The 25,300-nt window shown below is 71.8% G+C and carries 20 protein-coding genes; 8 read left to right on the top strand and 12 right to left on the bottom strand.

Features of this window, described 5'->3' with window-relative positions; genetic code table 11:
* The first annotated feature begins 1 nt into the window (after nt 1).
* Together ACFOYX_RS33275 and ACFOYX_RS33270 are read left to right on the top strand one after the other, a co-directional pair.
* A complete protein-coding gene (locus ACFOYX_RS33275) occupies nt 2-4,141 on the top strand; it encodes a TIGR02680 family protein (protein WP_322438736.1) in 4,140 nt (1,379 codons plus the stop codon).
* Nucleotides 4,138-5,478 (top strand): TIGR02679 domain-containing protein, encoded by a 1,341-nt coding sequence (locus ACFOYX_RS33270; RefSeq protein ID WP_377534709.1) that lies wholly within the window; start codon nt 4,138-4,140, stop codon nt 5,476-5,478. The genes ACFOYX_RS33275 and ACFOYX_RS33270 overlap by 4 nt, the downstream gene beginning before the upstream one ends.
* A 79-nt stretch (nt 5,479-5,557) precedes the next feature.
* Here the strand turns inward: ACFOYX_RS33270 and ACFOYX_RS33265 are convergent, their stop codons facing one another.
* The 8 genes from ACFOYX_RS33265 to ACFOYX_RS33230 are packed head-to-tail and all read right to left on the bottom strand — an operon-like array spanning nt 5,558 to nt 14,607.
* A complete protein-coding gene (locus tag ACFOYX_RS33265; protein WP_322438734.1) occupies nt 5,558-7,198 on the bottom strand; it encodes a DUF4127 family protein in 1,641 nt (546 codons plus the stop codon).
* The gene (locus ACFOYX_RS33260) at nt 7,195-7,908 is read right to left on the bottom strand and encodes an N-acetylmannosamine-6-phosphate 2-epimerase (protein ID WP_322438733.1); all 714 of its coding nucleotides are present in this window, start codon (nt 7,906-7,908) and stop codon (nt 7,195-7,197) included. Before ACFOYX_RS33260 ends, ACFOYX_RS33265 begins: the two co-directional genes overlap by 4 nt.
* Nucleotides 7,909-7,948: 40 nt before the next feature.
* On the bottom strand, nt 7,949-8,857 hold the full coding sequence (locus tag ACFOYX_RS33255) for an ROK family protein (protein ID WP_322438732.1): 909 nt from the start codon (nt 8,855-8,857) through the stop codon (nt 7,949-7,951).
* Nucleotides 8,854-9,696 (bottom strand): carbohydrate ABC transporter permease, encoded by an 843-nt coding sequence (locus ACFOYX_RS33250; RefSeq protein WP_322438731.1) that lies wholly within the window; start codon nt 9,694-9,696, stop codon nt 8,854-8,856. The genes ACFOYX_RS33255 and ACFOYX_RS33250 overlap by 4 nt, the downstream gene beginning before the upstream one ends.
* Complete coding sequence (locus ACFOYX_RS33245) at nt 9,686-10,633, bottom strand: sugar ABC transporter permease (RefSeq protein WP_322438730.1); 948 nt, start codon at nt 10,631-10,633, stop codon at nt 9,686-9,688. Before ACFOYX_RS33245 ends, ACFOYX_RS33250 begins: the two co-directional genes overlap by 11 nt.
* A 2-nt stretch (nt 10,634-10,635) precedes the next feature.
* Complete coding sequence (locus ACFOYX_RS33240) at nt 10,636-11,919, bottom strand: sugar ABC transporter substrate-binding protein (protein WP_322438729.1); 1,284 nt, start codon at nt 11,917-11,919, stop codon at nt 10,636-10,638.
* A 28-nt stretch (nt 11,920-11,947) separates the two neighbouring features.
* Nucleotides 11,948-13,543 carry an FAD-dependent oxidoreductase gene (locus ACFOYX_RS33235; RefSeq protein ID WP_322438827.1) on the bottom strand — a complete coding sequence of 532 codons (1,596 nt, stop codon included), beginning with the start codon at nt 13,541-13,543 and terminating at the stop codon, nt 11,948-11,950.
* A gap of 38 nt (nt 13,544-13,581) precedes the next feature.
* Nucleotides 13,582-14,607, bottom strand: a complete 1,026-nt coding sequence (locus ACFOYX_RS33230) for a LacI family DNA-binding transcriptional regulator (RefSeq protein ID WP_322438728.1) — start codon at nt 14,605-14,607, stop codon at nt 13,582-13,584.
* Nucleotides 14,608-15,019: 412 nt separating this feature from the next.
* On the opposite strand from ACFOYX_RS33230, the gene ACFOYX_RS33225 reads away from it, so the two are divergent.
* The 3 genes from ACFOYX_RS33225 to ACFOYX_RS33215 all read left to right on the top strand — a co-directional run bounded on the left by ACFOYX_RS33225 (nt 15,020) and on the right by ACFOYX_RS33215 (nt 17,556).
* Nucleotides 15,020-16,378, top strand: a complete 1,359-nt coding sequence (locus ACFOYX_RS33225) for a hypothetical protein (protein WP_322438727.1) — start codon at nt 15,020-15,022, stop codon at nt 16,376-16,378.
* A 24-nt stretch (nt 16,379-16,402) separates the two neighbouring features.
* Nucleotides 16,403-16,654: an aldehyde dehydrogenase family protein gene (locus ACFOYX_RS33220; RefSeq protein ID WP_322438726.1), complete on the top strand. Its 252-nt coding sequence runs from the start codon at nt 16,403-16,405 to the stop codon at nt 16,652-16,654.
* Between the two features lie 110 nt (nt 16,655-16,764).
* Nucleotides 16,765-17,556 (top strand): methyltransferase domain-containing protein, encoded by a 792-nt coding sequence (locus ACFOYX_RS33215; RefSeq protein ID WP_322438725.1) that lies wholly within the window; start codon nt 16,765-16,767, stop codon nt 17,554-17,556.
* Nucleotides 17,557-17,617: 61 nt separating this feature from the next.
* On the opposite strand, the gene ACFOYX_RS33210 is transcribed toward ACFOYX_RS33215, so the two are convergent.
* From ACFOYX_RS33210 to ACFOYX_RS33200, 3 genes are read right to left on the bottom strand one after another with little or no spacing between them, the layout of a single operon-like run.
* A complete protein-coding gene (locus tag ACFOYX_RS33210) occupies nt 17,618-19,072 on the bottom strand; it encodes an acyl-CoA synthetase (RefSeq protein WP_322438724.1) in 1,455 nt (484 codons plus the stop codon).
* Entirely contained in the window at nt 19,057-19,839 is a 783-nt protein-coding gene (locus ACFOYX_RS33205) for an enoyl-CoA hydratase/isomerase family protein (RefSeq protein ID WP_322438723.1), read from the bottom strand. Before ACFOYX_RS33205 ends, ACFOYX_RS33210 begins: the two co-directional genes overlap by 16 nt.
* A gap of 3 nt (nt 19,840-19,842) precedes the next feature.
* Nucleotides 19,843-21,102, bottom strand: a complete 1,260-nt coding sequence (locus tag ACFOYX_RS33200) for a CoA transferase (RefSeq protein WP_322438722.1) — start codon at nt 21,100-21,102, stop codon at nt 19,843-19,845.
* Nucleotides 21,103-21,247: 145 nt separating this feature from the next.
* Between ACFOYX_RS33200 and ACFOYX_RS33195 the strand changes: the two genes are divergently transcribed.
* A complete protein-coding gene (locus ACFOYX_RS33195) occupies nt 21,248-22,036 on the top strand; it encodes a GntR family transcriptional regulator (protein WP_322438721.1) in 789 nt (262 codons plus the stop codon).
* Entirely contained in the window at nt 22,033-22,566 is a 534-nt protein-coding gene (locus ACFOYX_RS33190; protein ID WP_200210420.1) for a gamma carbonic anhydrase family protein, read from the top strand. The genes ACFOYX_RS33195 and ACFOYX_RS33190 overlap by 4 nt, the downstream gene beginning before the upstream one ends.
* A gap of 15 nt (nt 22,567-22,581) precedes the next feature.
* On the opposite strand, the gene ACFOYX_RS33185 is transcribed toward ACFOYX_RS33190, so the two are convergent.
* Nucleotides 22,582-23,409 carry an IclR family transcriptional regulator gene (locus ACFOYX_RS33185; protein WP_322438720.1) on the bottom strand — a complete coding sequence of 276 codons (828 nt, stop codon included), beginning with the start codon at nt 23,407-23,409 and terminating at the stop codon, nt 22,582-22,584.
* Nucleotides 23,410-23,652: 243 nt separating this feature from the next.
* On the opposite strand from ACFOYX_RS33185, the gene aceB reads away from it, so the two are divergent.
* Entirely contained in the window at nt 23,653-25,254 is a 1,602-nt protein-coding gene (gene aceB, locus ACFOYX_RS33180; protein ID WP_322438719.1) for a malate synthase A, read from the top strand.
* Nucleotides 25,255-25,300: the final 46 nt, after the last annotated feature.

Raw genomic sequence — 25,300 nt, 5'->3', positions numbered from 1 at the left:
CGTGATCGAACAACGCGCCGTCCGCCGCTTCGCGCCCACCCGGGCCGGGATTATCAACCTGTGGGACTACCGCGACGAGGAGTTCCTCTTCGTCGACGGGTGGTTGGTGCTGCGCGGGCCGAACGGCTCCGGCAAGACGAAGGCGCTGGAGGTCCTCTTCCCGTTCGTGCTCGACGGGCGGATCGAGCCGCGCCGGCTCAACCCGTTCGCCAGCGAGGACCGGACCATGAAGTCGAACCTGCTCTACCGCGGGCAGGAGGTGGCCCACGCGTACGTGTGGATGGAGTTCGGCGACGGCGACTCGTACGTGACGGTCGGCATCGGACTGCGCGCCCACCGGCACGTCGACCGGGTGACCCGCTGGCACTTCGTCACCGACGGCCGGATCGGCGTGGACTTCTCCCTGCTCGACACAGACGACCGGCCGCTGACCCGGCGCGACCTGATCGACCAGCTCGGCGCCGACGCGGTGCGGGACTCGCCGGAGGACTACCGGCATCTCGTCGACGCCCGGCTGTTCGGCCTCGGCCCGGCCCGCTACGAGCAGCTGCTCGACCTGGTGCTGACGCTGCGCAAGCCGCAGTTGGCCAAGGACCTCAACCCGGTCGAACTCTCCCGCACCCTGCAGCGCGGGCTGCGGCCGGTCGAGGACCACCTGCTCGTGGAGGCCGCCCGCTCGTTCGACGACATGGAGGCCGTCGCCCGTACGCTCGAAGGGCTGGCCGCGGCGGACGCCGCCACCGCCGCCTTCCTCGCCGTCTACTCGACCTACCTGCGCACCCACGCTCGCGCGGCGGCCGACCTGCTGACCGGGCGCCGGGACGCGGTCACCGGCCGGTCCACGGCGTTGGCCGACGCGCGTCAGGAGGCCGTCGTGGCGGCCGAGTCCGAGACCGCGGCCACCGCGCGGCTGCGGGCCGTCGAAGGCGAACCTGGTCGCCTGCGCGCGCACCTGGACAGCCTGAAGAGCTCGGCGGCCTACCAGTCCCACGAGCAGCTCGCCGACTTGGAACGGCACGTGCACGACCTGGCCGACGCGGCCGAGCGGGCTCGCCGTACCGTCGCCGTCGAGCGGGACGCCACCGCGCGGCGGCGCGGCGAGTGGGAACGGGCCGCCGTGGCGACCCGCGACGCGCGGGCGACCGCCGACCGCCTCGCCGCCGAGCTGCTGCTCGACGCCGAGACGGCCGGGATCGCCTGGACCGCCGCCGACGGCGGCACGGACGGACTTCCCGCGCGGCTCGCCGCCCGCTCCGGCGCCCGCCGCGACGACGTGCGCGCCGTGCGCGAGCAGGCGGCCCGGCACGCCCAGGCCGAACGTGACCACACCCGGGCGGCCGCCGACGCGGCCGGCGCCGCCGACGCGCTCACCGAGGCCGAGCAGGCTGAGCAGCGCGCCGAAAGCGCCCTCGCGGAAGCTCGCACGCGGGTGCGCGCCAGCGTCAGCCGGTGGGCGCAGGACAACGACGCACTGCTGCCCCACCTCGACCGGCCGGACCTGCCGGCCGTGCTGGCCGCCGCCGTCGACGCCGCCGGCGAGCCCGGCGCCCCGACCCTGCGGGAGGTGTACGCCGAAGCCACCGCTTCCGCCGTCGCCCGGCATCGCGACCGGCTCGCGGAGCTGACCGCCGACCGCACGGCGTTGGCCGGCCGCCGGGCCGAACTGGCGGCGGTACGGGACCGGATCGCGGCCGAACAGGACGACGCCCCGCCGACCCCGGTGACCCGTCCCGCTCCGCGCGCCGGCCGCCCCGGCGCGCCTCTGTGGCGGCTGGTCCGCTTCGCCGAGGTGGTGCCCGGCGCCGACGCCGCGGCCGTCGAGGCGGCCCTGCACGCCGCCGGCCTGCTGGACGCCTGGCTGCACCCCGACCCGGGCGCCGCCGCGGACGCGGTGGCCGGCGACGACCGGGACGGCTACCTGTTGCCCCTGCCACCGGACCGGCGTCCGGCCGGCGCCACCCTCGCCGACGTGCTGGTCTGCGAAGACCAGGACGAGGTGCCCGCCGAACGGATCCGCGACGTGCTCGCCTCGGTGGCGTTGGCCGACGTGGTCGACGCGCAGTCCACCGCTGCGGTGACGGTCGGTGTCGACGGGCGTTACGTTCAGGGCGTCGGCGTCGGCCGGTTCGCCAAGGACCGCTGCGAGTACATCGGCGCGACGGCCCGGGCGGCCCGGCGCGCCGCCCGGATCGCCGAGTGCGACCGGCAGCGCGCCGCGCTGGACGCCGAGCTGCGCACCCTCGACGAGGAGCGGTCCGCGATCGAGCGGCTGCTGGCCGCCGTGGCGGCCGCCGGGCAGTTGCCGCCCCTCACCCCGATCCACACCGCGCTGCGGGAACTGGACCGGGCGGCGGTCACGCTGCGGGCCCGGCAGGAGTCCGCGGCCGCGGCGAACGTGCGCCTGGACCAGGCGCTGGCCGAGCGGGCCGCGGCCGCCGCCGCACTGCGCCGGGTCACCGCGGAGCGGTCCCTCCCGCTGGACCGCTTGGACGCCACCGCCGACGCCGTGGACCGATTCGAGAAGCGGGGGGTACGGCTGGAGAGCGCCCGCCCAGCCGCCGCCCGCGCCGCCGACCAGGAGGCGCAGGCGCAGCAGCGCCACGACGAGGCGGTCGAGCGGCTCGCCGCCGCCGAGGATGCCGCGCACACCGCGACCGACCGGCACCGGGAAAAGGCCGAGGCGTACCGGACGCTGCGGGCCAGCGTCGGTGCCGAGGCGGAACGGGTGCTGGCCGACGTGGCACGTACCGCCGACGAGATCATCGACGCGGAGGCGGCTGTCGAGCGGGCCCGGACCGACCTGGGTGCCGCCCAGCAGCGGCGGGCCGCCGCGGTGACCCGGGTGGAGCTGAGCGAGCAGGCCGTCGCCGCGGCGGTGGCCGAGGCGCACCACGACGCGTTGCGGCTGCGCCCGTACGCCCGACCGGACCTGCTGGGGCTGCTGCGTTGCCCGACGGAGCTGCGGTGGCCGGCCCGGGCGACCGACGACGGACCCGGCTCGGACCTGGATCCGCAGGTGACCGCTTTGCACGAGGCGATCCTCGCGGCCACCCGGGAGCTCAGTCCGACCGAGACCTCGCTCAAGCAGAGCGCCACCCGCCTCACCACCGCGCTGACCGAGCTGCAGGCGCAGCTGCCGGCGGCCGGGCTCGACCAGCGGCCCGAGTGGGACACCGACGACGGGGTCATCGTCGTCCGAGTCGTCGACGAGCAGGGGCTCACCCCGGTGGCGCACTTCGCCGACCGAATCGCCCGCGAGCGACGCGACCAGGAACAGCTGCTCACCGATGCCGAGCAGCGGGTGCTGGAGGACGCGCTGCTCGGCCAGCTCGCCCGGCAGATCCACCACCGCACCATCGAGGCCCGTGACCTGGTGGGAGCGATGGACACCCAGATGCGGGCCCGCCGGATGTCCTCCGGGCTCACCGTCGGCGTCGGCTGGCGGCTCGCGGACGATCTCGACGCTGAGCAGCGGGAGGTCTGCAAGCTGCTGGAACGGGATCCGGCCCGGCTGGGGCCGGCGCAGCTCACCACCATGCGCCGGCACTTCGCCGCCCGGATCAAGGCGGCACGGGCGATGCACCTCGAGCGGCCGTACCGGGAACTGCTGGGTGAGGTGCTCGACTACCGGCAGTGGCGCACGTTCGCCTTCACCCTGCACCGGCCCGGCGGCGGCACCGAGGCCCTGACCCGGGCCCGGCACAGCCAGCTCTCCGGTGGCGAACAGTCGGTGTCGCTGCACCTGCCGCTGTTCGCCGCCGCCAACGCCCTGTTCAGCTCGGCCCGGCTGGACGCGCCCCGCCTGCTCGGTCTGGACGAGGCATTCGCCGGGGTGGACGACACCGGCCGCGGCGAGCTGATGGCGCTGGCGAAGCAGTTCGACCTGGACCTGTTCATGACCGGGTACGACCTGTGGGCCACCCACCCGGCGGTCGGCGGCGCGGCACACTACGACCTGTCCCACTCCACCGTCGAGCACACGGTCTCCACCCTGCTGCTCGTGTGGGACGGCTCGGTCAACATCGCCGACTTCGACGGGACGCTGGCCCGCGCGCTCGGCTCGCCGGAGACCCGCCGCGCGCCGGGCACCGCCGACCCCTTCGACCCGTCCGAGCTCGTCCTCGGCCTCGCCGACGAATGAGGGTGCGCCCGCAGCCGCCAACCGACCAGGCCGACCCCGCCGGCCGGCCGGCGGCCCGGTCCGAGCCAGGCTGGCGGCGGCTGCCCGACGACCCGGGCTGGCGGCGGCTGCTGACGGCCGCCCGGCGCAGCCTCGAGCGCACCGGTGGACGACTCGATGCCGCCGTGACCCTGACCGCCCCCACCGACGACGAACGTGTCGTGATCATCGGGATCACCGGTGCCCACCGGTCCGCCGGGTCGGCGCGGCTCAGCGTGCGGCTCGCCGACGTGGACGACCAGCTTCGCGCGGTCCACGGGGTGGGCCTGCTCGACCTGCTCTCCGCCACGGTCCCGCTGCGCAACCGGCCCGCCGAGGCGGAACGCGAGGCAAAGGCTCGGGACGACCTCCTCACCCTCGCCCGGGAGAGCCGGCACGCCACCGCCGTCTGGTACGCCGACTGGCTCGACGGCCTACGCCGCGACGGCACCCTCACCCGCGCCATCCGGGCCGGGCTGCCATTCCGCGACATGCTGCGGGTGCTCGACGCACTGCCCGCGCCGGACGAGCCGATCCCGGTCTTTGCCGACCGGGTGCTCGACGACACGAAGGCCCTTGCCGAGGGTCCGCTTCGCGGGCTCGTGCTGCGGGCCCTCGCCGCCTGGCAGCAGGTGCCCGTGCCCACCGGCGGGGAGCCCGAACGGGCTCTGTGGGAATCCGTCGGGCTGGTTCCCGATGACCTCGCCAGCCAGGTGTTGATACTCAACCTGCCCGCCAGCGGCGGCCTGCTGGGACGGTGGCTGACCGAGGCCGCGGACGCGGGCGTGCCGATGCGGGTCACCCTGCACCAGCTCCGCCTCGCCCCGCTCACGCTGACCTGCGACGAGATCTTCGTCTGCGAGAACCCGGCCGTGCTTCGGGCCGCCACCGCCGCGCTCGGCGCGCAGGCGCCGCCGCTGCTCTGCACCGAAGGCACGCCCTCGATGGCGGTGCACGCCCTGCTGCGCGCAGCGCACGGCGCGATGATCCGATGGCGCAACGACCTCGATTGGACGGGCGTACGGCTGACCGCCGCGGCCCTCGAGCGCTACCCGACGGCCGTTCCATGGCGGATGACCACGACCGAGTACGAGACCGCGGCGGTGTCCGGTTCGGCCCTGCTCGGCGCCCCCGCCCGGACGCCCTGGGACCCCACGTTGTCCGACATGATGCGCCGTGCCGGGCGCGCGGTGATGGAGGAGCGGTTGATCGACCTGCTGCTGGACGATCTGCGCGAGGCGGGACGGCGGGGGCCGGTCGCCGCCGAGGCGCGGGAGGAGGGCGCGACCCGCGGTGGCGGCCTCGGCCGCGCGGGCTGAAGCTGCCGCCGTCGGCCCGGGTGGCCTGCACCCTGGCCGGTCGCGCCGGCAGGTGCGTGCCGGCGCGACCGGTGTCCGGTCAGGACAGCCGCAGCCGGGGCTCCAGGATCACCTCGAAGAGCCGGTCCCACGGCAGCTCGACCCGGGCCGACTCGAAGTGCGCCAGGGTCGCGGTGAAATTCTGTGCGCCCCGCCGGCCCAGCACGACACGGTGTCCGGCGAAGTGGTCGACGAAGTACCGCTCGGTCAGCGGCACGAGCCGGTCGCGTACCCAGCCGTCGAAGTAGCTCTTCTGCTCGGGGGTCAGCGCGATTGGATCCCAGCCCCGGGCCCGCGCGTGCGCGTACGCCTCGACCTGCACCACGTTCTTCCACGAGTCGTCCTTGACGAACCGGTAGAGCAGGTACTCGGCGTGCGCCTGGCCAGGCCCGCGCAGATCGGGCACGCCGTACCCGTTGCCGGAGGAGCGAAGGTGGGCCCAGCGGGCGGTGCCGTGACCGAGCGCCAGACCGAGTGCGTTGCCCCCGGTGTTCCATCCCGAATACGACAGCAGCGCCGTGAGGTCCAGCCGGGCCTCCATCCGCGCGACCAGTTCGTGGTCCGCCTTGTTCACGATCAGCGGGTCCACCACGATCACCGGGGTGCCGGCGGCCAGCAGCCCGCCGATCCGCCCGACGAAGGCGTCCAGGTCCGCGGCCCGCTGCGCGGGCGCCGCCGAAGGGGTGTTCACGGCGAGCACGATGTCCGCGTCGCCGTCCACTACCCGTCCACCCACGGCGGTCACATGCCGACGAATGTTCTCCGCGAACGGGATGCCCTCCAGCTGGGCGGTCCAGTCCTCGCCCGAGACACCGGCGTACTCCACCCGGTAGCTGGGCGCCGTGCCCGCGGCGACCACCCGCGCGACCAGCAGCGCGTCGACCTCGTCGGCGCCGGGGAAGATCTCCACCCGGTCGCCGACGCCGAGCCGGGCCACCAGCTCCTCCAGCTCGACCCGCTCCGCCCGGGCCAGGCCGACCGGCGCGGTGTCGTCCTCGGAGAGCACGAGGTGGGTGATGGTGCGGTCGGCGACCCACTCGACCATCAGCCGGTTGACCTGGTGGTTGCGGGCCCGCGCGGCGAGGTAGTCCTCGACCACCTGGTCCGGAATCTGCGCCCGGACGGCGTCGAGACGGGCCCGCAGCTCCTCGTGCCCGAGGTTGACCACCTGGTCGTAGAGCTTCGCCCAATCGACCAGCAGCGCCCGGTAGTTGTCCAGCTCGGTGCCCGTGCTGGTGATGGCGAGCCGCTGGATGGTGTCGTGCACCTCGATCACCGCCTCGGGCCGGGTCGAGCGCAGGTTCCGGATCGCGGCCAGGTTCTCCAGCGCGGCGGCCAGGGTCGGGGCGGCGGTGCGCGAGGCGATCAGACCGCCGTAGGCGAGCATGCTGACCGAGATGACGTACCCGTCGACGTCGTCGGTGGCGCTGAGCCAGCGGGCGATGGCGGCGCCGTCGCCGGGGGTGAAGAAGCGGCCCAGCAGTTCCCGGGGCGGCAGGTGCACCTGGGCGCCGGCGCTTGCCGCGGTCATCTGAGGGCAGTAGGTGTTGACCGGCCGGTCGTCCAAGGGCACGAGTGCCACGGTTGGCTGCCGGTCGGCGGGCCCGGCGTACGCCGGTCGGCCGATCGTTGCGGCGGTCAGGCCGGCCACGCCGGTGGCCAGGAGGGTACGTCTCTTCATCTGCTCTCCCTCTTCTCTGGGGCGCCAGCCGCGCGGGGGGTGGCCGGTACGAGCCGGCGGGTGATCCACAGCGGTGAGGTGACGGCATTGCCCATCACCACCGCGTGCGCACCGGCCTCGAAGGCCCGGCCGATCTGCTCCTTGGTGCGGTACCGCCCTTCGGCGATCACCGGAACCGGTAGCAGTGCGACGAGTCGCGCCACGAGCCCGAGGTCGGGCCCGTCAGTCTGGGGGCTGGCCAGGGTGTAGCCGGACAGCGTGGTGGCGACCGCGTCTGCACCTGCCTCGACGGCGGCGACGCCCTCTGCCGTGGTGGAGACGTCGGCCAGGACCAGTGCGTCGGTCCGCTCGCGGATCGCCCGGACCGTGTCGGCGAAGCTCCGCCCGTCTGGACGGGGACGGTCGGTGGCGTCGACAGCGATGATGTCTGCCCCGGCCCGGGCCACCTCGAGCGCGTGGGCCGCCGTCGGGGTGATGAAGATGTCATCCGTGCCGTGCTTGTACAAACCGATCACCGGCACGTCGAGCACGGCACGGATAGCCCTGATGTCGGCCGGTCCGTTGGCCCGGACCGCCACCGCGCCGCCCCGCACCACCGCGGCGGCCACCCGGCCCTGGACGTAGGGGTCCCGCATCGGGTCATCCGGCTCGTCGGGCAGCGGCTGGCAGGACACCACCAGCCCGCCGGTCAGGTCGTCGAGCACACTCACCTGTCTGGTCCCTTCGTCGGTGCCGGGACGGCTCCCACCGTCACTGTTCACTGTGTGTCATGACCAACCGGACCGCGCCCACCATGACCGCGTCGGCTCCGAGGGCGGCTGGCAGCAGCGGCACGTCGGCCCATCCGGCCGGCAGTTCGGCCGAGTAGGCGGCCGACGCGGCGGGCAGCAGGGCGCCGGCCGCACCACCCGCCACCAGGACGGCCTGCGGATCGAGCAGGGCCACCAACCCGGCCAGGGCGGCGCCGAGGACGGTGCCGGCCCGGTCCAGGACCTGCTGCGCGACGGCGTCCCCCGCCGCCGCGCGTTGCGCTACGGCCTGTCCGGTGACGCGCGCGCCGGTCTCCACGGCGTACGCGGCGGACAGCCCCCTGCCCGAGGCGATCGCCTCCAGATGCCCGTACCGGCCACACCCACAACGCAGGCGTTCGGCACTCGGCACCGGCAGGTGGCCCACCCCGCCGGCGCCGCCGCGAGCGCCGGCCTCGATGCGGCCGTTACGGATGATTGCCGCACCCAGGCCGGTGCCGATCGAGACAAGCAGCAGGTGTGTTCTGGCCCGCCCCGCGCCGGACCAGCATTCGCCCAGCGCGGCAGCGTTCACGTCGTTGGTGACCAGAACGGGGCGGGCGAGGCGCTCGGCCAGGGCGTGGGCGACCGGAGTGCCGGTCCAGCCGGGCAGGCTGTCGGTGGCATACCGGATGGTGCCGGTCGCCGGGTCGACCGTGCCGGCGGTGCCTACCCCGACCGGTCCGCTACCGGCCGCGTCCAGCAGGTCCGCGGCCAGCACCGCGGCGGCGTCCAGCACGGCCTCGGGCCCCGACCGGGCGGGCGTGGGCACCTGACGGCGCTCGAGCACGTCCCCGTCAGGGCCGATCAGGGCCGCCGCCGTCTTGGTGCCGCCGATGTCGAGGCCGATCAGGGGTGCCGATGCCGTCATCCTTTGAGACCGGTGTGCGCGAGGCCCTCGACGAACTGCTTCTGGGCGATGACGAAGACCACCAGGACCGGCAGCGCGGTCATCGACGCCGCAGCGAGTTGGACGTCCCACATCGGACCGCCGTAGGCGTCCACGAACTGGGTGAGCGCCTGAGGCAGGGTGAACTTCTCCGGGGAGGAGAGGAACACGATCGGCTCCAGGTAGAGATTCCAGCTGTGCAGGAAGGTGAAGATGGCCACCGCGCCCAGTGCGGGACGCGACAGCGGCAGCGCGATCCGCCAGAAGGTGGCGAAGCGGCCAAGCCCGTCGACCCGGGCCGCCTCCTCCAACTCGCCGGGAAGGCTGATGAAGAACTGCCGCATGATGAACGTCGCCAACACGCTCGGCGCGCCGAAGATCGGTACCAGGATCAGCGGCCAGTGGGTGTTGACCAGGCCGAGCTTGAAGAACATCTGGAACAGCGGCACGATCGTCACCTCGCTGGGGATGAGCAGGCCCCCGAGGACGACCAGGAACAACAGGTTCTGGCCGCGAAACCGGATGCGCGCGAAGGCGTACCCGGCCAGTGCCGACACGCCCAAGGTGCCGACCGTGACCACCAGCGCGATGTAGAGGCTGTTGAGGTACTGCCGGCCGAACGGCTGCAACTCGAACACCCGCTGGTACGCCTCCAGCCGAGGGCTGACCGGCAGCAGCTGGGGCGGAAAGGCGAAGATGTCCGCCACCGGCTTGAGCGACGAGGTGACCATCCACCAGGTCGGAAAGACGAACGGGACGGCCAGGACCAGCAGTACGCCGTAGAGCACCAGCTTGGTCCGGGGCGACAGGTCACGATTCATGGAAGACCCACCTCTTGCGCATCTGCCACTGCAGCAGGGTGAGCACGAGCACGATCGCGAACAGCACGATGGACAGGGTTGCTCCGTAGCCGAAGTGGTGGAACTGGAACGCCTGCTGGTAGAGGTAGTAGACGAGCACCGTGGTGGAGGTGCCCGGCCCACCCTGGGTGAGCACGGCGATCTGCGCGAAGACCTGCAACGAGCCGACCACCGTGATGATCGAGGTGAGCAGGATCGTCGGGCTGATCAGCGGCACGGTGATCCGCCAGAACTGGCGCATCCGGCTCGCCCCGTCCACCTCGGCGGCCTCGTACAGCTCCGCCGGTACGCCTTGGAGAGCGGCCAGAAACAGCACCATGTTCAGGCCGACGTTCTTGAACACCTGCACCACGATGACCGACACCATCGCGGTGCCCTCGCCACGCAGCCAGTTCGGCCCGTCCACGCCGATCGTGTCGAGCAGGCCGTTCAGTCCGCCGTTGTCCTCAAGCAGGAAGCCCCACACGATGGTCCAGGCGACCAGGGAGACGACCACGGGGGAGAAGAACAGGGTGCGGAAGACGATGGTGCCCCGCAGCTTCTGGTTGAGCAGGACGGCGAGCAGCAACGCCAGGCCGAGGTTGAACACCACCAGGCCGACGGAGAAGAGTCCGGTGGCCCGCAGCACCGGGCCGAGGTTGGGATCGTCGGCGAGGGCGGTGTAGTTGTCGGTGCCCACGAAGTCGAAGGTGTCGGCGAGCACGTTCCACTCATGCAGGCTGTACCAGACGACCAGGAGCAGCGGCAGGATCACGAAGACGACGCTGCCGAGCAGTTGCGGGGCGATGAACAGGTAGCCGGTGAGCTGGTCGCGGCGGCGGGTGGTCCAGTACGGCCGTGACCGGCCCGGGGTGGGCCGGGCCTCGACCCGACCCACCCTGGTGTCCGTCCGGGACATGGTTACTTCGCCAGCAGCGGCTGGATCTTGGCGCAGACGCCCTCCAGCACCGCCTTGACGTCCGCGTTCGGCTGCCACAGCGGGTCCAGTCCGGCGCGTACCTGCTGGCTCAGCTCGGCCTGCCCGGCGTGGCTGGGCTTGACCACGCCGCTGGTGATGCCGTCGATGACGACCTTCTGGAGCTGCTCCGGCTTAAGCTTCGGGTTGGTCTTGGCCAGCGTCTCGGCGGTCAGCAGCGACTGCCGGGGCGGCGGGAAGAACCGGGCCAGCTTCGCCGAGTTGGTGGGGTTGGTCAGGAAGGCGAGGAAGTCCGCGGCGGCCTTGGCGTGCGGGCTCTTCTTCAGCACTCCGATGCCGGCCTGGCCGATCACCGCGTAGTTCCCCTTCGGGCCGGCCGGCAGCGGGACCAGGTCCCAGCCGAAGCCACCGTCCTTCAGCAGCGAGGCGCGGGAGATCTGGGTGACCGTCATGGCCGCGTCACCGGCGAAGAAGTCGGCGGTGGTGCCCGGCCCGGGCAGCGCCTTGTCGGTGAAGATCGCCTTGTGCAGGGTGGTCATCGCGTCGACCATCTCCGGCGCGTTGAAGCCGCACGTCTTTCCGTCCTCGCTCCACGCGCGGGCGTCCCAGCCGGTCCAGAAGGTGGACAGGTTGTCCCAGCCCTTGTAGTCGAAGTCGCGGATCACCAGCCCCGCCTTGCCGGTCTTCGCCTGGCTCGCGGAGGCGGCGGCCAGCGCGGCGTCCCAGGTCCACTGACCCGCGGCGATCAGCTCGGCCGGGGTCTTCTGGCCGGCCTTCTTGAGCAGGTCGGTGTTGACGAAGATCCCGAACGGCGAGGTCGAGAACGGGTACGCGTACAGCTTGCCGTCGTTCTGCCAGAGCTTGCGGGTGGCCGGGGACAGGTCGTCGTAGCCGTACCCCTCGGTGGACTTCAGCGTGTCGTCCAGCGGCCGCAGCGCGCCGGAGGCGACGAAGTCGGGGGCCGAGTTCTCGAAGATCCAGGCCAGGTCGGGGGCGTTGCCGCCGGCGATCTGGGTGGTCAGCGTGGTGGTGTAGCTGTCGAACGGCAGCGGGTCGAAGGTGATCGTCCCGACGTCCGGGTGGCCCTTCTTGTATTCGTCGGCGATCTCGTTGAACAGCTTGAGGTGCGCTTCGTTGGCCGACCAGATGGTCATCCGCAGGTTCGCCGGACCGTCCGAGCCGGCCTTCTCGCCGCCACCGCAGCCGGCCAGCGCCAGCGCCGCGGCCAGTGCCACGGCCACGCCGCGCAGACCCTTTCCTGTTGTCACCATGTTCTCCTCTACCGGGGGTGGTGGTTCAGTAGCCCGCGATCCGGGGCCAGCGCGGTTCCACGCCGGCCGCGGTGACGCGGTCCGAGAAGTCGGCCAGCAGACGGGGGGTGTTGCGGACCGCGCGCGGAGACTCGCCCCGCGCCAGACAGAAGTCGGCGAGCAGGCCGGCGACCTCGCCTACGTTCCACTCGACCGGGTGCAGCCGGTAGCTGCCGTTCGTGATGTGCGTGGTGCCGATGTTCTTGCCGGCCGGAAGCAGGTTCTCCATCCGCTGCGGAATCAGCGCACCGAGCGGGATCTCGAACGGGCAGGAACCGACGTCGATGTAGTTGTCGCCGCCGGTCGACGGGTGCAGGTCGATCCGGTACATCCCGACGCCGACGGAGTCCGGGTAACTGACCGCGCCGTGCTCACCGCGTACGGCCAGGGACAGGTCCTGCTCGACCACGGTGTACTCGGCGCGGATCCGCCGCGCCTCGCGGATGTACGGGGCCTGGGCCAGGCCGTCGGCGCTGCCGGTCACGTCGCCGCGCAGCCGCAGCCCGGGGAAGCCGGCGCCACCATCCGGCCGGGGGGCCTCGGTCTGCAGCCAGTAGAGCACCGAGTACGACAGCTCGCGGGCCTTGGACAGGTGCCAGGCGGCGTTCGGCACGTCGATGACCGGGGCCTCGAAGTAGTCGATCATCGGCCAGTTGACCAGGGTGATGTCGCTGGCGTACGTGCCGTCGAGGAAGTTGCGCCGGGCGGCGATCCGCCGGAACGTCCACAGGTTGCCGTCACCGGGGTTGACCCGCTGGTCGGCGTTGACGGCCCACGGGTCGTCGTCCGGGTTGGGGGTGAAGCTGCGCTCGACGATCTCCAGCGTGCGCGGGTGCGGCGACTTCCAGGACAGCAGCCGGTCGCCCCAGAAGTCGGGCTTGTAGTCGCGCCAGAAGTCGTACCCGGCGGGCCGGTCGATGGTGTGGTCGCCGGCGACGTGGTCCAGGGCGAAGCAGACGGAGACCGCCTGCATGTTCATCGGCTGCGCCTCGGCGGGCGCGCTGGGCTCGCCGGTCTGCTCGCGCGACTCGAACCCGGTGACGTACTCGGTGCCGGACAGCGGCAGCAGCTCACCGGTCTCGGTGGCGTCCAGCGTGTACGGCGCGGTGATCTCGATCCGGTCGTCCCGGTCCCGGTGCGCCACGGTGACCCCGACCACCCGGTCCCCGTCGGTCGCCACCGCGACCGGCCGGTACGGCTGGAGCACGGTCAGCCGGCCGGAGCCCCGGTACGGCGCCAGCATCTCCTCGATCACCGCCACCGCCACCCGCGGCTCGTGGCACAGCCGGCTCACCCAGCCGGCTCCCGGGTTGAGGTCCGTCCAGCCGCGGGAGCGTTCGGTCAGCGGGTAGTGCCGGCGGTAGTAGTCGCGGATCCCGGCGCGCAGGGCCCGGTAGCTGGCGGTGGCGCCGAACTGCTCGATCCAGGAGTGCTCGTCCGGCGGGACGGCCTGGCTGGTGAGCTGCCCGCCCAGCCAGTCGAACTCCTCGGTCAGGATCACCGACCGGCCCGCGCGGGCCGCGGCGAGAGCCGCCGCCACGCCGCCGAGCCCGCCGCCGACGACGAGGACGTCCGCACGCATAACTGCCACTTGCTTCCTTCCAGTTGCGCGGTCGCCGCTCAGCGGCGCTCGACCGCCCGATCAGGGGTGCCGAGGGTCTCGCCCTCGACGGGTTCGCAGGGGAGAAGTCGCTGCTGCAGGCCGCTGGAGCTGCCGTCGATCACACCGGCCAGCACCTCGACCGCCTGCCGGCCCATCTCCTCGCGCGGGATGTGGAAGCCGGTGAAGGCGATCTCCGTGGGGACCGCCACGGTCGGGTCGCCGAGGGTCAGCAGGGACAGGTCGCCGGGCACGCTCAGCCCGCGCCTCCGGGTGGCCAGCTCCAGCGCCACCGCGGTGGCGTAGTCCTCGACGAAGGCGGCGGTGGTCCGGTCGGCGAGCAGGTCATCGAGGACCGCGTCGGCGTCGCGTCCGGCGGTGGAGAGCTGGACGGCGCTTTCCGCGGCCCGCGCCGACTCGGCGAAGCCACGCCGGCGGTCCTCGGAGGACTCGGCGGCCGATCCCATGCCCAGGTAGGCCAGCCGGCGGTGCCCGCGGGCGACGGCCGACTCGACGAGTTGACCCACGGCGCTCGCGTAGTCGGCGCCGACGTAGGGGACCGGTCCGCCCGCGTCGTCGCGGCGGCCGACGGCCACGTACGGGTAGCCGTCGCGGTTGAGCCGGAGCAGCTCCGCCGCGTCGATCTCGCGACCCAGCAGGATGCACCCGTCGGCCAGCCGGAGCCGGTTGTCCTGGTGGAAGATCCGCCGCCGACCGTCGACGACAGGGGCGCTGGTGAACAGCAGGAGGTCACAGCCGGCGCGCTCGGCGTACTCCTCGATGCCGACCAGGAACGGGTGGAAGAAGTCCCGGGTGCCGCTGGGGAAGGCAGGTTCGTAGGTGAAGACGCCGATGATCCGGTTGAACCCTGCGGCGAGCCGGCGGGCGACGGGATCGGCCGCGTAGCCGGTCTCCGCGATCACCCGCAGCACCCGGTCGCGGGTTTCCGGCGCGATCCGGACGTCGGCGTCGGCACGGTTGTTGAGCACCAGGGAGACGGTCGCCTGACTGACCCCGGCCAACCGCGCGATGTCACGCTGTGTCACACGTCTGGGGGTCGAGGTCACGGCGTGGCCCTTCCGGTCGGGCTAATGCGTATTAGCGAGCGGCGTTGGCAGGTAGCCTGGCCGCCCGACGATGTGGTGTCAAGAGCTGTCAGCGAAATTTCGGCGAGATGAACTCCCTGAACTAATGCGCATTAGCGGGCCGGGGGCGGTGAGCTGCGACATCGTTGTGCCGGTCGGTCGACCGCCGGCACCACGCCTCTTGACAGGACCGTCCAGTGGGTGGCTAGATACGAGAGGTATCGATGCTAATACGTATTAGCAGCGTCGATCGGTCGCCTCGCACCGACGGCGGGTGCACCGCACTTCCCCCGACAGTCACCCTACGTGGCTGCCCGTCCCGCACCGTCCACCGTGGAACGCCCCCACCATCGAACAGGACAGGAAGGCTGACATGACGAGAGCATCCGGTTCACCGCGCCGGCGGGCCGCCCTGGCCGCGGCCGGCGTGGGCCTGCTCGCCGCCGCCGTCGGCGGCGCCGCGCCCGCCACCGCCGAGGCGGCACTCGACTTCCCACATTTCACCTACGCCGGTACCGCGTTCGACAAGAGCGCGCTCGCCTACAACCCGACCAACGAGTTCATCTTCCCGAGTGTCATCCGGGCCGCCGACTACTTCCCGAACCCGCGGGGCACCTACTACATGTACTACGCCCCCCATGAGCGTCCCGGCGGGATCGCCCTCGCCTACTCCGACTCGATCGACGGCCCGTGGACCGAGTACGCCGCCAACCCGCTGATCGGCAACACCTGGCTGCCGCACTACTCCACGGTCAGCCACGTCTCCTCACCACACGCGGTGTGGATCGAGGGCGAGCGCAAGCTGTTCCTCTATTTCCACGGCGAGAACTCCATCACCCGCTACGCCACCTCCGACGACGGCATCCACTTCAGCTACGGCGGCACTGCGGTAAGCCGGGACGACACGACCGGCGGGGAAACCTCCTACGCCCGGGTGTTCGAGCAGTCCGTGCCGCGCCTGGGCACCCGGTACCTGATGCTCTTCATGGACAATCCCACCGCGGCGCTGCCCGGCCCGACCGGGCCGGTGTCCCGGCGGATCCGCTGGGCGGTCTCCAACGACGCGCGGACCTGGACGATCCAACCCGAACCGATCGTGACCCCGCAGGGCATCGAAGGCCCGAACGCCTCAGGGCCGTTCTTCCTGCGCTGGTACGACCGCAACCTGGTGATCTACCACGCCGCCGACGGCAACATGCACGCGGTGGACGTCGGAGCGGACTTCGACCAGGAGATCCACCTCGGCATCGTGCACGACTCGATGCCTGGTGGGCCCGACCTCGGACGATCGGCCGCGCCGACGTTCTACTTCGATGGTCGTACCGCGCACATGTACTACGAGGCCGGCGGCCGACTCACCGCGACCATCGGGCACGCTACCGCAGCCCTCGCCAACCCGGTGCCGGTGCGGCAGCTGGACTGTGCGGTGGACCGACCGGTCCTCTGGCCGCCGAACCACGAACTGGTCGACGTCACCGTGACGGTGGACCTTCGCGACGGTGTGCTCGGCCCGAGGGCGTTCACCCTGACCGGCGTGACCGGCGGTGACGCCGCGGACGCCAGCGGCTTTACCACCGACACGCCGGACACCAGCGGCATGCTACGGGCGGAACGGGCCGGAGACGGCGGGGACCGGGTGTACAACCTGACGTACGCCGGCCACGACGAGATCGGGCGACCGGTCGGCTGCACGGTCACCGTCACCGTCCCGCACGACGAGGGCAGCAACTAGAACAAGCCGTCGGGCGGCACCGGGGTGCCGCCCGACCACGCTCGTTGTCCGTCGTTCGAGGACCACGACCACGCGATGGACGAGCCGATGGAGGCTAAGCTGCGCCACAACGGTGAGGCGTGCACGGCCGCCAACCGGTTCTACGTCCACGAAGCCATGGCGCGGTCCTTCGCGGGCCGGCTCGCGGAGCGCTCCCGCGATTTGGTCGTCGGCCGTGGCGTGGACGAGTCCGTCACGCTGGGCCCGCTCATCGACCGGACCGCCGTCACCAGCTGATCCGGCCTTCTGCCCCATCGCGTTGACGCCGAGGCACCGGGCCTGGACCTGGTGAACGTTCTACCATTTACGTCTCCGGTCTCGTTCCGGCTGTTAAGGAAGCGTCTGCGATGCGGTCCAGAGACAATGACGTGGTACGCCATGACCTGATCCTGCGGGAGTTCGCCCGGCAGGCCGGCAGCTTCGAGGACGCCCGCCTCAACGGCGCCTTCACCCGGCATCTCCAGCGCCTCGTCGACTTCGCGAGGCCGGACCCCGAGGACGTCTGCCTGGACGTCGCCTGCGGCACCGGACTGGTCGCCCGCGCGCTCGCCGTGCGCACCCGGCACGTGACCGCGCTTGACGCCACTCCCGAAATGCTGGAGACGGGCAAGATGCGGGCCGACGCCGAAGGCGTGTCCAACGTGGTGTTCCAGCGGGGCGACGCGGCGCGACTGCCCTTCCTCGACGGTTCGTTCTCGCTGGTGATCTCCAGGTTCTCGCTGCACCACGTGGCCGAGCCGGACAAGGTCGCGGCCGAGATGGTACGGGTGTGCCGCGCCGGCGGGCGGGTGGTGGTTGCCGACATGGTGATCAAGCCGGAGCTGCCCGGCGACCCCGACCGGGTGGAGCGGCTGCGCGACCCGTCCCACGGAGCGATGCTCGGTGCCGAGGCCATCCTCCGGCTGCTCACGTCGGCCGGGGCGGCGGTCGAGACGTCCGACGTCTTCGACGTCGAGCGTCCGCTTCGTCCCTGGCTCGAGCAGGCCGGTACAGGTGGCGATGTCGCTCGTCAGATCGAGGAGGAGCTGTCCGAAGAACTCTCCGGCCACGCTCCGACCGGCATGCGCCCGCTGACCGTGGACGACGAGCTCTGGTTCACCCAGACGTGGGCACACATCTCCGTGACCGTGCCGTCATGACCGGCCGCGCCGGCGGATGGGTGTGACGTGCGGCCCGAACCGGGACGTCGCAGGCGAGCTTTCACCCGCCGGCGAGCAGCTTCTTCTGCACCTTGCCCATCGCATTGCGAGGTAGTTGCTCGACCAGATGGACCTGCCGTGGGCGTTTGTGCGCGGAGATCCGACCGGCCACGAACTCGATGAGCTGCGCCTCGGTCACCGCGTCGGCGACCACGTAGGCGACCACCTGTTGCCCGAGGTCGGGGTGGGGCGCGCCGATCACCGCGGCCTCCCGGACCGCGGGGTGGGCGAGCAGGGCATTCTCCACCTCGCCCGCGCCGATCCGGTACCCGCCACTCTTGATCATGTCGATGGAGGCGCGGCCGATGATCCGGTGCCACCCGTCGGGGTCGATCGTGGCGATGTCCCCGGTACGGAACCAGCCGTCGGAAGTGAACGAATCCCGGTTGGCCTTCGGCCGGTTGAGGTACCCGCTGAACATCATCGGTCCACGTATCTGGAGTTCGCCCGGGGTCTCACCGTCGGGCGCGACCGGGGTGCCGTCCTCGCCGACCAGCCTGCTCTCCACCCCGGCGAGTCGCGTGCCGACGAACCCGGGCCGGCGTTCTCCGTCCGCGCGACTGCTGACGGTGATCAGCGTTTCGGTCATCCCATAGCGCTCGACGGGCGGCTGTCCGGTGAGCTCGGCGAGCTGCTCGAAGACGGGCAGCGGCAGCGGTGCGCTGCCGGAGACCAGCAGCCGGGCCGACGACAGGGCTCGGGCGGCGGACGGCTCGGCGCAGACCCTTGACCACACGGTCGGCACGCCGAAGTACAGGGTTCCGGCGGCGGCGGCGTAGGCGTCCGGCCTGGGCCGGGCGGTGTGGGCCAGCCGGGACCCGACCCGGAGTGCTCCCAGTACACCGAGCACGAGGCCGTGCACGTGGAACAGGGGGAGACCGTGCACCAACAGGTCGTCGGGGCTCCACGTCCATGCGTCCGCGAGCGCGTCCAGGTCGGCGGCGATCGCCTGCCGCGGGATGAGGGCTCCCTTCGGCGCTCCGGTGGTGCCGGAGGTGTAGAGGATCAGCGCGGTGCTCTGCGGCGCGGGTTCGGGATAGCTGGTGGCCGAGCGTCCGGTCAGGTCGACAGCGGCGACGGGAACTCGCGTACCTGCCAGCGGCGCGGTGCCGTAGCTGGCCGGGGGGACGAGCAGCAGCGAGGCGGCCGAGTCGCGCAGCACGTAGTCCCGTTCAGTGGGGCCGGAGTCCGGTGGCACCGGTACGACGGGCACCCCGGCGAGCAGGCCGGCCACGACCGCCACCACGGTCTCCATGCTGGCGGTCGCCCAGATCGCCACCGCGTCGCTGCCGGCGATGCGGTCGGCGAGGGCGGTGGCGGCGGACAGCACCGCTTCCCGGGACGCCCGCTGGTCCCCGACCCGGATCGCGTCCGCGTCGTCACCGAACGCCCCGGACAAGGCCGGCAGCAGCACTTCTCCGCTCCCTCGTCGCATCGTGGTCACCGTCCGGTCCATGTCGTCGGCTGCTTGGCCGTGAAGGCCCGGACGGCGGTTCGGAAGTCGTCGCTGCCGTAGACCCGGGAGACGATGTCGTCGCCGTCGGTGCGGCCCCGGCGTAGCCGTCGGATCGCCTCCTTCGTCGCCCACATGGTCAGCGGGGCATGCCCGGCCAGGCGGTCGACGGTCTGCTGGACGGCCTTGTCGAGATCCTCCGTGGACTCGGCCACGAACCCTGCCGCGTGCGCCTCCCGACCGGAGTAGAACTTCGCGTTGAGCAGCAGATCCAGGGTGCGGGCCGGCCCGAGGTGGTGCAGCAGCAGCGCATAGGTGGGCATCGACAGGCAGTTTCCCAGAGTCCTGGCGATGGGGATCCCGAACCGCGCGTCGGGGGTGGCAAGTCGGAGGTCGCACACGGCGGCGATCGCCAGGCCCGCGCCGACGCAGTAGCCACGGATGGCCGCGACCGTCGGCACGTTGACGTCCTCCAGCCGGTCCAGCACCCGCGTGATCTTCCGCTCGTATTCGACCCCGTCGGCGCCGCCGGTGAAGTCCGCGAACTGTCTGATGTCGGTGCCGGCGACGAAGGCGTCCTCGCCCGCCCCGCGCAGCACGAGCACCCGCACGTCGTCGTCCGCGTCGGCCCGTTCACACGCCTGGTACAGGCCGTCGTACATCGCCCACGTCATCGCGTTGCGCTGCCGGGGTCGGTTGAAGGTCACGGCGAGGGCCGGGCCCTGCTTTTCGACCAGGACCTCGGAGCGGGAATCGGGCGACGAGGGCATTGCCTACCTCCTGGTCGTCGTTGTCGTGGCGGAGCTCGTGGTCGTGGCGCCGCCGACGTCGTCGGCCAGGGCGGCGCCGGCGGCGACGAGGTGATCGATCTCCGCCGCGCTGCAACCGGCGGCGAGCAGCACCTCCCGGGTGTCGGCGCCGAGGACGGGACCCGCGCCCGCGCGCTGAACCGGGGTCTCGGACATGCGCATCGGCGAGCCGAGTTGGCGCACCGACCCCAGGGTCGGGTGCGGGGCGTCCCAGAAGAAGCCGCGGGCCGCGAGATGCTCGTCGGTGAAGACCTCGCCGTAGTCGGCGATCGGGGCGCACGGCACGCCGGCCTTGTTGAGCCGCTCGATGATCTCCGCCGTGCTCATCGTGCTCGTCACGGTTTCGATGCTCTTGATCAGCTCCGCGCGGTTCTCCAGCCGGGAGAACGCGTCCGCGTAGCGCGGGTCCGCGAGCAGCCGGGTCAGCCCGAGGGCGCCACAGAACGCCTGCCAGTTGCGGGGGGTGGTGGCGCCGATCGTCACGTAGCCGTCGCTGCTGTGCACCGCCTGGTACGGAGCGTTGCTCTGGTGCGCCGAGCCCATCGGGCCACCCACCTCGCCGGTTGCGAAGTACTTTCCCGCCTCCCAGACGGCGAAGGACACCCCGGCCTCGAACAGCGAAACGTCGATGTGCTGCCCCGTTCCGGAGCGGTCCCGTTCCCTGAGCGCGGCGGTGACCGCGAGCGCCAGGTAGAGGCCGCAGACCAGGTCGCAGATCGGCACGCCCACCTTCGCCGGTGGACCGCCGGGGTGGCCGGTGATGCTCATCAGCCCGCTACGCGCCTGCGCCATGATGTCCAACCCCGGCAGATTCGCGAGCGGCCCGTCCTGCCCCCAGCCGGAGCCGGAGGCGTACACCAGACGGGGGTTGATCTCCCGCAGGTCCTGGTAACCGAGACCGAGACGGCGCATGGCGCCGGGGCGGAGGTTCTCGACGAGGACGTCGGCCCGCTCGACCAGTCGGAGGAACGCCGACCGCGCGTCCGGCGACTTGAGGTCCAGGGCGACCGAGCGCTTGTTGCGGTTGATGCGCACGAACGGCGAGCTCTCCGTCCCGAGGAACGGACCGGTCTGGCGTACGGGGTCACCGCCGGTCGAGTGCTCGACCTTGATGACCTTCGCCCCGAGGTCGGCGAGTTGCAGGGCGGCGAACGGCGCCGCCATGAACGCCCCGATCTCCAACACGGTCACTCCGGTCAGGGGCGGCGTGCGTTCGTTGGTCATCGACCTGCCTCCGGGTGATCGGCGCCGGTACGTGATCGCGGGACAACCCGTGCCGCACGGGAGAGCACAGGGTGTTCGGATGGGAAAGCTACCGGTAGAGTCCACCGTTGTCTACAGAAGACAAGGCCCGTGGCGAGGAGTTCCGATGGCGGAGAGGACGACGGTGACGAGGCCCGACGAGGCGGCCCGCCGGATCGCGCCTCCGCCGAGCATGGCGCGGCTCGCCGCGGACGCCGTGCGGAAGATGATCCTCACCGGCGAGTTGCAGCCGGGTGACCGCGTGGTGGAGAACCAGCTCACTCACCAGCTCGGTGTGTCCCGGCCGCCGTTGCGCGAGGCGTTGCGCGTGCTGGAGCAGGAGGGCCTGCTCGTCCAGCAGCCCCGGCGCGGGGTGATCGTCGTCCCGATCAACCTGCACGACGTGTACGAGATCTTCACGCTCCGCGATCAGCTTGAGCGGATGGCGGTCGAGCTCGGCGTACCCGTGCGATCGCCGGATCGTCTCGAGCGCTGCCGGGCGGCGCTACGTGACCTGGAGGACGCCGCCCGGGCCGGCGACGCCGCGACGGTCACGGATCGCGCGTTCGACTTCCATCTGGCCGTGGTGGGGTTGGCCGGCCACCGCCGGCTCGAGGACTCCTACCGCTCCCTGTCTCTGCAGATGCGGCTCTGCATGGGCATGAACCAGCGGGCCAGGGTGGCCGGCGAGGGGCTGTGGGGAATCGTCGAACGGCACCGCGCGATCCTGGCGACCCTGGAGCGCGGGGACCCGCAGGAGGTCCTCGAGATGCTCACCGACCATGGGCAGCACACCTTCGTCCTCGAACTCGGCCACTCGCTCGGCGGCCGCTCGGCCGAGGCGGAGGCCTGGCTGGAACGGCTCGGCCGGTCCCGCTCCGACACTGCCCTTGGACTGGAGGCGCCCCGATCGTGAGCACTCAAGCGCTGGTCGTCCACTTCGGTGACCGCACGCCGAACATCCATCCCGAGGCCTGGGCGGCGCCGGGCTGCACCATCGTCGGCTCCGTCCGGCTGGCGGCCGGTGCCAGCGTCTGGTACGGCTGCGTGCTGCGCGCCGACACCGAGGACATCAGCATCGGCGCCGGCAGCAACATCCAGGACGGTTGCGTCGTGCACGCCGACCCGGACTTTCCGACAGTGGTGGGTTCGGGGGTCTCCGTCGGGCACCGCGCCGTGCTGCACGGCTGCACCATCGAGGACGACGTCCTGATCGGCATGGGAGCCGTCGTCCTCAACGGCGCCCGGATCGGCTCCGGCTCGCTGGTCGCCGCAGGTGCGGTGGTGCTGGAGGGCGCGGTGGTCCCGCCCGGCTCGCTGGTCGCGGGTCTGCCCGCGCGGGTGCGGCGTCACCTTTCCGAGGCGGAACGCGTGGGCATCGTGCGCGACGCCGCGGGGTACGTCGAGCGGGCCCGCGCGCACGCCGCGGCGACAGCCCTGCTCTGACGACCGGGCCGGGCGTCAGCCGGCGATGCGATCCGGTCCCGCGGAACGGGGAACGCTGAGTTCGTCGGCCAGGTCCTCGGCGGCCTGACGCAGCAGCGGTACGGCCCGCTCGACCACGTCGGGCGTCATGCGTGGCGCCGGCCCGGAGACCGAGACGGCCAGCCGGTTCGCGATGCCGAGCACCGGTACGGCGACACAGCGCACGCCGATCTCCTGCTCGCCGTCGTCCATGGCGTAGCCCTGGGCCCGTACCCGGTCGATCTCCTCGGCGAACCGGCGTGGTTCGGTGATGGTGTGCTCGGTCTGGGCCGGCATGCCGGTGCGCTCGAGGAGCGTATGCACGTCGATCGGCGGCAGGTGGGCGAGCAGGGCCTTGCCCACGGCTGTGCAGTGCGGGTAGACGCGCCGTCCGACCTCGGTGAACATCCGCATCGACTGCCTGGACTGGACCTGCGCCACGTACACGACGCGATCACCGTCCAGCATCGCGAGGTTCGCGCTCTCGCCGAGGGCGTCGACGAGTCGGGACAGGTACGGCCGGGACCAGGTGCCCAGCAGGTGGCTCGCGCTGTCGCCGAGCCGGATGAGGCGGGGCCCCAGGGAGTACTGCCGGGACGGCTCCTGGCGGACGTAGCCGAGGTCGACCAGGGTACGGATCAGCCGGTGAATGGTGGGCAGCGCGAGCCCGGACTCCTGGGCGAGCCGGGACAGTCCGATCACGCCTCCGGCGTCCGCCATGATTTCGAGCAGCTCGAAGGCTCTTTCCAGCGACTGGACGCCACCGGGCACCCGACCTCTCGGCTGCGGGCCGTCGGCAGCCAGGTCCAGGTTCGACTCGGTCACTCAGATCCTCCTTCGCCCGGATGCGCCTGGGAGGGTCACCGGCCACGCGGCGCTGTTTCCGCATCGCAGAAGTCTATCCGGCGTGACCGGGGTCCTCCGCGCGACCCTCCCCTTGACTTCCGTAAAGCGGAAATTATTATCCACAATGATGAAGGGCGCGGATCGGCGCCCGGCGGGGTCGGCTCGTGCCGCGCCGAAGACTTCGGCCAGATCGGCCGCGGGAGACAGGAGAAGGTGATCCGGATGCCCGAGATCGACGTGACCGGCGGCCCGGTGGCGCGCGGCGACGAGATTCTCACCCCCGAGGCGCTGGCCTTCGTCGCCGAGCTGCAGGAGCTGTTCGGCGCCCGCCGCGACGAGTTGCTCGACCTGCGCCGCCAGCGCCGGGACGCCGTCGCCCGCAGCCACCGGTTCGACTTCCTGCCCGAGACACGGGAGGTGCGGGAGACCGCGTGGACCGTCGCTCCAGCCCCTGACGACCTGCGGGACCGCCGGGTGGAGATCACCGGACCGACCGACCGCAAGATGACGATCAACGCTCTCAACTCCGGCGCCCGGGTCTGGCTCGCCGATCTCGAGGACGCGAACACGCCCCACTGGGGCAACGTCGTGGGCGGGCAGATCAACCTGTACGACGCGGTGCGCCGGGCGATCTCCTTCGCCTCCCCGGACGGCCGGGAGTACGCGCTGCGCGAGGACGGGCGACTCGCGACGATCGTGGTGCGACCGCGCGGCTGGCACTTCGACGAGAGCCATCTGCTCGTCGACGGCCGGCCGGTCGTGGGCGCCCTGGTCGACTTCGGCCTGTACTTCTTCCACAACGCCGAGGAACTCCTGCGCCGGGGCAGTGGCCCGTACTTCTACCTGCCGAAGATGGAGAGCCACCTCGAGGCGCGGCTGTGGAACGAGGTGTTCACGTTCGCGCAGCAGCGGCTCGGCATCGCCCATGGCACGATCCGCGCGACCGTGCTGATCGAGACGATGCCGGCGGCGTTCGAGATGGAGGAGATCCTCTACGAGCTGCGGGAGCACGCGTCGGGCCTCAACGCCGGCCGGTGGGACTACCTGTTCAGCATCATCAAGTACTTCCGCGACTCCGGCGCCGACTTCGTGCTGCCGGACCGGAACTCGGTGACGATGACGGCCCCCTTCATGCGCGCCTACACCGAGCTGCTGGTGCGCACCTGCCACAAGCGCGGGGCGTTCGCGATCGGCGGGATGGCGGCCTTCATCCCCAGCCGACGTGATCCGCAGGTCAACCAGCTGGCGCTGGCGAAGGTCCGCGAGGACAAGGAGCGGGAGGCCGGGGACGGCTTCGACGGTTCGTGGGTCGCGCACCCCGACCTGGTGCCCATCTGCCAGGAGGTCTTCGACCGGGTGCTCGGTGGCCGGCCGAATCAGCTCGACCGGCTGCGCGAGGAGGTCTCGGTCACCGCGGACCAGTTGCTCGACGTGCGAAGCACCCCCGGCGCGGTCACCGAGGCCGGGCTGCGCAACAACATCAGCGTCGCGGTGCAGTACCTCGCCTCGTGGTTGGCCGGCAACGGTGCGGTGGCCATCAACAATTTGATGGAGGACGCGGCGACCGCCGAGATCGCCCGGTCGCAGATCTGGCAGTGGGTGCACAACGACGTCGAGCTCGACACCGGTACGACCGTCACGGGCGAGCTGGTCGAGCGGATTCTCGACGAGGAGCTGGCCAAGATCTGCGACGCCCTGGGGAAGGAGCAGTTCGACGAGGAGCGGTTCGCCCAGGCCCGGAAGCTGGTCCTCGAGGTCGCCCTGGCCGACGACTACGCCGACTTCCTCACCCTTCCGGCGTACCAGGTTTCCTCCGAGAAGTAAGCATGAGCAGCAGCTGAATCCCGGCGGGGCTGCGACAGCAGCGCCG

It is taken from the genome of Micromonospora sp. GCM10011541, assembly GCF_042650725.1.
Classification (GTDB): domain Bacteria; phylum Actinomycetota; class Actinomycetes; order Mycobacteriales; family Micromonosporaceae; genus Micromonospora; species Micromonospora sicca.
Note: the sequence above shows the minus strand (reverse complement) of the source record. Positions and strands in the feature narration are given on the sequence as shown.